1 protein-coding gene is annotated in these 11,527 nt (G+C 41.0%); it reads right to left on the bottom strand.

The annotated features are described in order from the left end of the window. Window positions 1-127: 127 nt before the first annotated feature. Window positions 128-11,527, bottom strand: a complete 11,400-nt coding sequence (locus ACSG5Z_RS21885; protein WP_435712099.1) for a non-ribosomal peptide synthetase — start codon at window positions 11,525-11,527, stop codon at window positions 128-130.

Raw genomic sequence — 11,527 nt, 5'->3', positions numbered from 1 at the left:
TTTAATTAACACTCCAATTGTTTATTGCTAGATCATGTGCTTATTGCTCTCGAATATATAGCGTACTTTCCCCTTTCAGATATTTTGGATGGGGTCGCCACGAGCATAAGCACATGATCCGGCATCATTAAATATTCTTCATGACATCCTTAAGGAGCTCTTCTTCAATTGTAATACCCGAAACACGGGCACTCAGAATATCGTTATGAGTGTAAAAGTGCATTCCAACTCCGAGGTCTTCACCATCTACAACCATTGTTTCTAAAGAAATCTCCTCTGATAATATGCTATCTTTACTTGCATATTTATGAAGTATTCCTTGATAGTTAATGATTGGAATTAGATTTATCATGTAATCAACACCATACTTTTGCGATATGAGCAACAGCTTCTCTGTAATTGCACGTTTATCAACACTATTTTTGCCTAATGCTAATAGAACTTGCGCTTGCGTTTTGGTATTAATATCAAATATCAAATAATCCAAATTTAAAGACAATCCCAACATTTTCTTGTTTAGATCGTTTCTGTTATGTTCCATAATGGCAAATGGTATTCTAGGTAATTTTTCAAATAAATCACTGTACATAAGCCCTGATAAGAATTCCATTGCTGTTTCATTGGGATATTCGTTAAATTTCTGGATTTGTAAATCATTTAGTTTTATATCAATTTTTGTAACTATTTTAGAATCTCTTCGAGAGTTCAACCTAGATGCCTTCTTAGCAACTTCAAGATATTTTTCAATCTCCATCTCTTGCTCCCCAGAGATTTCTAAACTCTTAACTTGATTTTGAATTATTTTGCAATAATTTATATAAGAATACTCTTTTTGCGTGTTAAATCTGTTCGTTAAAGCTTCATAAATCATAGTCTGTAACAAATCTTGCGAAAATCCGTCCCATACAAGATGATGAATCGCACTAAGTACCAAGCAATTATTCTCATCTATTTCACAAATCAAAAATCTAGATAATAGCTTGCCATCTGCCAGAAAATCTAATTCATTAACAATTTTTTGGAGATTTTCAACAGATAATAACCCTAAACTACCTTTCATAATTGGAATTTCCCAATCATCAGTATATTCGTATTCTTCTAAATAACGCATTTTCTGATTGAGCTTTGTTCTTAATGCACCATGCATGGAAATTATCTTCTTTATTGCTAAATAAACACTTCTCGCACTGCTTTCTATGCTTATTATGTTAGTGATAGCCTCAGTATCTTGACGTAAAAACACTTCCTGACCCGCTAGTAATTGGCAATTTGAAAAACAACGTGCTTTAAGATAATTGTTTCCATAATGATTCAATTCCTTCTGGATGGCGATCCTCAAATCACTGTCACGGTTATCCTCAAGCCAATTATTATCGGTATATGTTACATCCGCTGAAGTTCTTGCTACTTCCTTAATATTTTCACAGATCAGCCTTGCTGTCTGTTGATTCATTAAATCCGCAACAGAAAGTTCATAGCCTTGTTGCCGCAACTTTGAAACCACCCTAATTGCTTTGATTGAGTCTCCTCCCAGTTCAAAGAAGCTGTCTTCAATGCTGATGGGTGACACGCCCAGAATCTCTTCGTATACCTCGACTACTGCTTGCTCTTTTTTAGTTCTAGGTGCTATATATTCACGTCCCGCCAAAACATCCGGTTCAGGCAATGCTTTCCTGTTCAGCTTCCCGTTCTGGTTCAGTGGTATTGTCTCAATCTGCATCATGAATGCTGGTATCATATAATCCGGCAGTTCTTTTCTCAGCCCATCCCTGATTTTAGAAATGTCCAGTTGCTGAGTTCCGTCTGTCGCTACTAGGTATGCGCATAAGCTCTTGCCACCTCTCGCTTCCAACGCAATGACTGCCGCATTTGATATACCCGGCTGATTCCTTAGAACGCTCTCTATCTCGTACAACTCTATCCGATATCCTCGGATTTTAACCTGCTCATCTATTCTTCCCAGGTATTCTATATCCCCGTTAGGCAGCCATCTCGCCAAATCTCCGGAGCGGTATAACTTCCCCTCTCCATAGGGATTGTCGATAAACTTCTGCGCTGTTAATTCAGGCTGGTTTAGATATCCTTTGGCTACTCCGTCTCCTGCGATGCATAGCTCACCAGGAATCCCTACGCCACATAACTCCATCTCATTCAGTATATATAGCTGTATATTGGCAATGGGATGTCCGATTCCTACACTTAAACCCTTATCTTTTTCGCTGGAATAGACATAGTCACAGCATCCTACGGTAGTCTCTGTAGGGCCATATTCGTTATGAATCTTTACGCTGTCTCCCAATAGCTTCTGCGTTTTCCATGCAGTATCTGTTGTTAACTCTTCTCCACCGACAATCAGTGTTTCTAAATTCGGTACATCTACGCCGTCTGCATAGGTTTCCAGCATCTTTAAATGAGAAGGGGTAAGCTTCAGGAAGGTTACCCTGTTATCTTTTAATGCTGCCCTTAACCTTTCCTCCGTGTCTCCTCCCTTTAGTAGAAGACATCCACCACTGATAAGCGGTAAATACAAGGAAGTTATTGAGAGGTCGAAACTTAAGCTTGTAATTAATACCGTCGTACAAGCTTCTTTCAGGTACTCTTTATTCGCATATGACAGGTAATGATCCAAGTTACCTCGTGTAACCGCCACTCCTTTGGGCTTTCCTGTAGTTCCTGATGTGTAAATCACATAGGCTATGTCGTCTTTTTCAACGGCACGCTCTGGATTTTTCTCCTTCTCACCCAGATCTTCAAGATTCATAGAGATGAATGGGATTTCTGTTTCCAGATTCTTCTCTCTTGTTAATATGACTTTGGGTGCTGCATCGTTAAGGATATGCTCTATTCGTTCCTTCGGAAACGCTGGATCAATCGGTACATAGGAGGCTCCACTCTTTAGCACGCCTAAAATTCCAATAATCGTTTCCACTTCCAGTGAAGTCATGATGGCAACTCTATCATTGGGCTGGACACCTAACGAAATCAGTTCCCATGCCAATGCATTTGCCTTTCGATTTACTTCTCCATAACTAAGTACTCCCGTTTCGTATTCGATTACCGTCTTCTCGGGTGTCTGTTCTGTATGTGTCTCGAATAACTCTACTACCGTATGATTCTGTGCATACTCCGTATGTGTATCATTGAAAGCGGTTAATATTCTTTGTTGTTCTTCCTCACTGACCATGTTTAAATCAGACAATTTCATTTCGGGGTTAGCTGCCATTATTTTAAGCAAAGTCGACATCCGAACAAGAAGGCATCTTACCTCGTCTAATGCATATTTCCCCGAATTATACATTACAGCAAGTTGTAAAGTTCCCTGTATAAACGCAGTCATGGATATATCATAATTGACCTCCTCCCTTTCACTTTCCAGTTCTATATTAAATCCAGATATTCCGTCATATGCCGATTTGTCAACATAATAATTCTCGAATACAAACAGCGTTTGTATCAAATTGTTTCCAATCCTACTACTGCTCTGCATTTCTGTCAGTGAACTGTACTCGTATTTCATGCTCTCGATTGCCTGTGCCTGCATCCCCTTGAGTAGTTCGCTCACTGTTTGCCCATCCTTACTCGTTATACGCGAAGGAATTGTATTAATGAACAACCCTACCGCTTGATCAATCCCTAGTAGATTAGCGTTCCTTCCCGAGACAACCTTACCAAAAACAACGTCTCTGCTTCCATTATATTTCTGTAACAACAGCCCCCATGCCGCCTCAACCACAGTACTTACCGTTACATTCAGTTGACTAGCCATTTTCTCTATCGCCTTTGTTGTTTCTCCCGACACCGCCAATTCCTCAAGTCGAGATTCAGCTTCTTGATTATTCTCGATTCCCAACGGTGGGACTGTTATCACGGAGTTGTAATCTTCCAGCAACCTGTTCCAATACATAAGAGCTTCTTTTTTGTTTTGTTTCTCAAACCATCTGATATACTCGCTGTATGGTAAAATTTGTTTCTTTTCTGCTTCCAACAGCTTTTCCATCTGTACCCTGCTGGCACCACCGTTTATCAGCTCGTAATACTTGATAAAGTCCCGAAACAGTAGTGACGTACACCATCCATCCATAATGATGTGATGTTTTGTCCACAAAAGCGTACATTGGTTTTCCCCCATACGCAAAACTGTAAGCCGCAGTAAGCTATCTTCTGTTAAATCAAACCCGCGTGCGATATCCGCCTTCTTTAACACTTCTTTTTCTTCCAGACTGTAAACATTGATTTCACGGAGTTCTATGGGCCGATCCCGTACGACTACCTGCAAAGGCCTTTCAGCCCTATCTGTCAATATTTTCGTCCGCAATACCTCATATTTTCCTGCTAGAATATCAAGACTTGTCCTCATATTTTCCATATTGAGATTTTTATGGATATTAAGTACTGTCTGCAGCACATAGCTTGTCGCACTTTTATCAACCAATTTATGGAATAAAATTCCTTCCTGTAGTGGCGTCATTCCGTATATTTTTTCAATTTCACCAGTCACCGCAAGTCCTTTCAATTCCCTATATGACATATCGGGTATTCCATAATCCGATGGTGTTTTTACCACACCTTGTTTTGATAAACTCGTCTCGACAACATCCGTAATCGCTCTTTCATAAGCCAACACAAATGCCTGAACGTCTTCTTCTGCATACAGTCCCATATCATATGTCAAATCAAATCTTAATCGCCCATTCAAAATAGCTCCATTCAGAGACAGTCCTGTTTTTTCTGAATTTTTTTCAGATATATTTCGGCCTAATGACATTTCCGACATTGATATACCTTCATAGCTATCAAGTTCGTTATCCAGTGCTCCGAGATAATTGAACATTATTTCCGCACTCATACTAAGTATTTCCTTGTTACCCAGATGTTTCAATACCCCATATCCAAGTCCGTGGTTTGGAACCTGACGCAAGGCTTCTTTTGTCTCAATGATTGTTTCTTCTACCGTTGCCCCTGTCTTCAAGACCACATAATATACACTCGTAAACCATCCAACCGTGCGGTCTATGGCTATCTCTTTATCTATTGCCTCTCTACCGTGCCCTTCCATTTCTATGGTTATCTGTTTCGTGTTTTTCCATCGATTTACCGCAACTGCCAGTGATGCCAATAGTAAGTCATTTATTTCTGTTCCGTATGTCTTCCCTGCTTCAAACAGCAACTTCCTCGTCGTTTCAGAATTAATTTCCACTACTTTGGTTTTGTATCGGCCACTCGCTGTTCCAATGCTCAGTGCCTCGGTGTTCTCCGATTTTTTTGCTATATTCCCCCAATATTCAGCCTCATCCAAGAGTGTTTCACTCTCAGCATATTGCGTCAGAGCCTCCGCCCAGTCTTTGAACGAAGCAGTTTTCTTTGGCAATGTGATTTTCCCCGTTTCCTGCATCTGCCGATATCCGGTAAACAAATCTGCCAGTATAATCCTCCATGACACTCCATCTATTACCAGATGGTGTACACAGATCAGTAAATGATCACTACTATCTGTATGGAACAACCCTATTTTCACCAGAGGGCCTTCCGCAAGATCTATGCTTGCCTGTATTTTGTTACTTGCACACTTTATCTCTTTCGCTACATCTTCTGTGTTGGTATAATCATTCTCGTACCAGTCGTACAACTTGCTTTTTTCTATCGGTAGCGTGATTTGACGCTGTCCGTGGTACACATTCCTCAGCACATCATGATGTTTAACGACCTCAGCAATTGCCTCTTTCAAGTAAGGTACATAAAACCTTTCCTTACTTTTTAACATTAACGCTTGATTGAAATGACCTGAAACCGCATGATTCTTGCTGAAAAATTCATGTTGTATCGGAATTAATGGAATTTCCCCATTGACTTCTCCTTGTTCATACACTTGACTTACTTTGCTCACCTTCATATTTTCACAGATCAGCCTTGCTGTCTGTTGATTCATTAAATCCGCAACAGAAAGTTCATAGCCTTGTTGCCGCAACTTTGAAACCACCCTAATTGCTTTGATTGAGTCTCCTCCCAGTTCAAAGAAGCTGTCTTCAATGCTGATGGGTGACACGCCCAGAATCTCTTCGTATACCTCGACTACTGCTTGCTCTTTTTTAGTTCTAGGTGCTATATATTCACGTCCCGCCAAAACATCCGGTTCAGGCAATGCTTTCCTGTCCAGCTTCCCGTTCTGGTTCAGTGGTATTGTCTCAATCTGCATCATGAATGCTGGTATCATATAATCCGGCAGTTCTTTTCTCAGCCCACCCCTGATTTTAGAAATGTCCAGTTGCTGAGTTCCGTCTGTCGCTACTAGGTATGCGCATAAGCTCTTGCCACCTCTCGTTTCCAACGCAATGACTGCCGCATTTGATATACCCGGCTGATTCCTTAGAACGCTCTCGATCTCGTACAACTCGATCCGATATCCTCGGATTTTAACCTGTTCATCTATTCTTCCCAGGTATTCCATCTCTCCGTTAGGCAGCCATCTCGCCAAATCTCCAGAGCGGTATAACTTCCCTTCGCCATATGGATTGTCGATAAACTTCTCCGCTGTTAATTCAGGCTGGTTTAGATAGCCTTTGGCTACTCCGTCTCCTGCGATGCATAGCTCACCAGGAACGCCTACACCACATAACTCCATCTCATTCAGTATATAGAGCTGCATATTGGCAATGGGATGTCCGATTCCTACACTTAAACCCTTATCTTTTTCGCTGGAATAGACATAGTCACAGCATCCTACGGTAGTCTCTGTAGGGCCATATTCGTTATGAATCTTGACCCTGTCTCCTAATAGCTTCTGCGTTTTCCACGCCGTATCTGTGGTGAACTCCTCTCCACCGACAATTAGCGCTTCTAAATTTGGGACATCTACGCCGTCTGCATAGGTTTCCAGCATTTTTAGATGGGAAGGGGTAAGTTTAAGGAAGGTTACCCTGTTATCTTTGAATGCTGCACGCAGCCTTTCCTCCGCGTCTCCTCCCTTTAATAGAAGAGATCCACCACTAATCAGCGGTAAGAACAAGGACGTTACGGAAAGGTCGAAACTTAAGCTTGTAATTAATACCGTCGTACAAGCTTCCTTCTGGTATTCTTGATCTGCATACGACAAGTAATGATCCAGATTGCCTCGTGTCACCGCCACACCTTTGGGCTTTCCTGTCGTTCCTGATGTGTAAATCACATAGGCTATGTCACTTTTTTCAACAGCACACGCTGGATTTGTCTCCTTCTCACCCAGATCTTCAAGATTCATCGAGATGAATGGGACTTCCGTTTCCATAGTCTTCTCTCTTGTTAAAATGACCTTGGGTGCTGCATCGTTTAAGATATGCTCTATTCGTTCCTTCGGTGTTGCTGGATCAATCGGGACATAGGCGGCTCCACTCTTTAGCACGCCCAAAATGCCAATGATCGTTTCCGCTTCCAGGGTAGTCATGATGGCCACTCGATCATTGGGCTGAATACCTAACGAAATCAGTTCCCATGCCAATGCATTGGCCTTGCGGTTGACTTCTCCATAACGAAGTACTCCCGTTTCGTATTCGATTACCGTCTTCTCGGGTGTCTGTTCCGCATGTTTCTCGAATCGTTCCACTGCCGTATGATGCTGTGTATACTCCGTATGGGTATTATTGAAAACCGTTAGTATTCTTTGTTGTTCTTCCTCACTGACCATGTGGAGTTCAGACAATTTCATTTCAGGGTTAGCAATCACCCTGTCCAGCAACACCTTAAAATGCTCCAGTATGACCTGTGCTGAAGTCTCGGTAAATAAATCACTGCAATATACCAGATCTAAAGCGTACCCCTCTTCATACGCTGTAGCTTGTAAATCCAAATCAAATTTGGCATCAATGAAAGGAATGCCCAGCATCTCTACCTGTGCTTCGCCCATCGTAAGATGGATTTCCTCGTTATTCTGCATGGTAAACATCACGTCAAACAGCGGATTGCGTGACAGATCACGGCGTACTTCTACTTCCTCTACCAATTCTTCAAACGGGTATTCTTGATTCTCATATGCATTCAATGCCAACTCTTTGATCTCGCTTAAAAATTCTAAGAACGTTTTTTCAGCCCTTGGATACCCTCTCATTGCCAGCGTATTGACAAACATGCCGGCTATTGTCTCGGTGTCCTGATGCACTCGGCCTGAGATGGGTGTTCCTACCACGATATCTTGTTGCCTGCTGTATTTATGCAGTTCTATCATAAATACAGCCAGTAAGGTCATGTAATCTGTCGTTCCCTGTTGTTTATTTATATTTTGAATGCCAGCTTTCTGCTCTTGGCTAAGCTGAACAGACACTTGGGCTCCTTTGTAACTTTGGATTTTGGGACGTGGATAGTCCGTCACCAAATCCAAAACCGGTGCCTCTTCTTTGAATACTTCTTTCCAATAGTTTCTCTGACTCTCCAGGTTTCTGCCACGCATCCATTCACTATAATCCTTGTATTGGATTTCAAGTGGTTGTAATTCTTCACCGTTATACAATCGTGAGAAATCTTCGATTAATATATTTAGCGTCTGATGATCGGAAATAATATGGTGCATATCAAATAGTAAAATATAGTTGTTCTGATTTCTTTCTTTGACTACTTTAAAACGCATGAGCGGTGCTGTTCCGATGTCAAACGGGCGTACAAATTGTTCCCTGTCAGCGTCACTGTAGCTGTCGGTCTCTTCATATTCCACTTGGTAGAATACCTCGTCTGCAATGACTTGATATGCTCCTTCTTCGGTCATTACAAAACTTGTTCGCAGCGACTCATGACGCTTAATCAGACGATCTATGGCTTGTTGTATTTTTTCTAAATCAAGGTTACCCGTTACTTCTAGCGCTGACGCCATGTTATATGCAGTACTGTTGCCTTCCATCTGATCCAGAATAAACAATCGTTTCTGTGTAGAGGATGCTGGATAAGCTTCTCTCTGTTCTGCTTGTGGTATTGGACTATATTCGCCTTCTCCCGCGGCCTCAATCTTTCTCGCCAACATGACAGGAGTTGGTGAACTAAATATATCTTTGACTGGCAAACGAATCCCTGTCTTCTTCTCGATGGCATTAATGGCTGCCGTCGCTTTTAACGAATGTCCTCCCAGTTCAAAGAAACTATCCTCTATGCCGACTGGAGATATTCCTAGAATTTCCCCAAATACATCTACGATTGCCTGCTCCGTCTTATTACTTGGTGGTACGTAGTTCAAACTTTCTAACATATCTGGCTCTGGCAGCCTAGTTTTATCCAGCTTCCCATTTATGGTTATTGGAAATTCATCGATCTGGATCATAAAGGCAGGAATCATATACTCTGTTACTTCTTCTCTTACCGCTTCTTTAATTTGGGGTATACTTAGTTCCTGCCCCTTTTCTGCAATGAGATATGCACAGAGAATATCATCATTTCCAACTTCTTTTACAATAACGACAGCATCTGCAATATTACTCTGCTTTCTTAATACACTTTCAATTTCACCTAACTCTATCCTGTAACCACGGACTTTCACTTGTTCATCTATTCGACCTAAATACTCTATATTTCCATCTGGCTGCCAACGTGCTAAATCTCCTGTACGGTACAGTTTTCCTTCACCGAAGGGATTCTTAATAAACTTCTTATCTGTCAATTCTGGCTGATTTAAATAACCTCTTGCTAAACCATCTCCTGCAATACACAACTCACCAGGTATTCCAATCCCGCATAGCTCCATTTCATTTAGAAGATATACCTTTGTATTTGCAATCGGACGTCCAATGGAAATTGAAGTAGAGTCTGTATTCACTCTAAAACTAGTTGCATTTACAGTAGACTCCGTAGGCCCATATGTGTTAAGCACTTCTACTCTTTCCGCCCATTTTTTTAAGCTTTCTAGACTACCTGCCTCTCCACCTGACTCCAGCAAACGAAGCGTCGGTAATGCGTCAACACACAACCCGTCTATTAACTTAGGTGTCAATGAAGCTGTTGTAACATTATTTCGATCGATATATTTTTGTAGTTGCTCCATATCATAGGTTAAATGTTTTGGTACAATGCATAATGCCGCACCATTGCATAGTGCAGGGAAGATATCTCCCACCGCTTGGTCAAAAGATATATTTGCAAATTGCAGCACCGTATCCTTGTCGCTTAGTGCAAATGTCTCCTGATATGTGACCCACATATTGACCACATTTCGATGTTCAATTAAAACTCCTTTAGGATTTCCAGTTGTACCCGAGGTGTAGATACAATACACTAAATCATTAGACCTGTTAACGTGCAAAAGATTGTCCGTTTCATTAGCATAATTATTCTCATCTTCTAAATCTAATACTGGTATCTCTACCTTCCCTGGCAGCTTATTCTTATACGTCAATACAATCTTTGGACTACTGTCCTCCAGCATATAGTGAATTCTATTATCTGGATATTCAGGATTGATGGGTACATAAGCTCCCCCTGCCTTGATGATGGCTAATATCCCTACAATCATTTCCATGCTGCGTTCTGTCACTAGAGCCACTAGATCGTTTGGAGCCACTCCTAAATCCCGAAGAGTTCGCGCCAACTGATTTGCTCTTTCATTCAGCTCGGCATATGTCATCTTATTATCATCAAATTTAAGTGCAATATTTCCTGCTGTTTTCTCTACCTGATTCTCAAATAAGCTGACAGCTGTTTGTTCTCGAGAGTATTCTACATTCGTTGCATTGAAATCAACCAAGATCTTCTCTTGTTCTCTGAGATCAAGCATATGCAGATCTTTAAGTTTTTTGCCTGGATGTGTTATGGCTTCCTCAAGCAGCGTTACATAATGCCTTGCCATATATTCAATCGTTTCTTGTTTGAATAAATCTGTGCAATACTCAAAATCTATCTCATACCCTTCTGGCATACATTCAACCAGAACGGATAAGTCAAACTTTGAGACATTTCTTTTAATGAATGCACTTTTTCCGCCCAATAGGCCTTGCATTTCCGTCGGTTTTTTCTTTTCTTTTAATCCGAACATAAAATCAAAAATTGGATTTCTTGAGAGATCTCTTTTCTTCTCTACGGCTTCAACTAAATCTTCAAATTGGTATTCTTGGTTATCATAAGCCTGCAGACACTTCTCCTTCACAGCTAATATCAAATGCTCAAAGGTCTCATCCGGACTAACTTCTCCCTTGATCACCAGAGTATTGACAAACATCCCCAACATACCCTTAGTATCTGCATGAACTCGGCCTGACACGGTAGTTCCTACAATAATATCCTTTTGGCGACTATATTTGGCTAATAATAAAATGAACACAGATAGGGTAACCATAAATTCAGTAGCACCATGCTTTAGGGCTAGATTTTTAACCCCTGAGCTTAATGGCTCCTTTACCTTTGCTACAACATTGTCTCCCCTGAAAGACTGGATTTGAGGACGGAGGAAATCCGTCTTCAAATCCACCCTAGCAATTTCACCAGCGAATTCCCTCTTCCAATACTCTTCCTGTTTTGAGATGTCATAAAAATTCTGCCATACACTGAAATCTTTATATTGAACACGGTTAGAATTTTTATTCAT

Source organism: Bacillus pretiosus, assembly GCF_051294775.1.
Classification (GTDB): domain Bacteria; phylum Bacillota; class Bacilli; order Bacillales; family Bacillaceae_G; genus Bacillus_A; species Bacillus_A wiedmannii.
The sequence above is the reverse complement of the archived record's forward strand: the minus strand, read 5'-3'. Positions and strand labels throughout refer to the sequence as shown.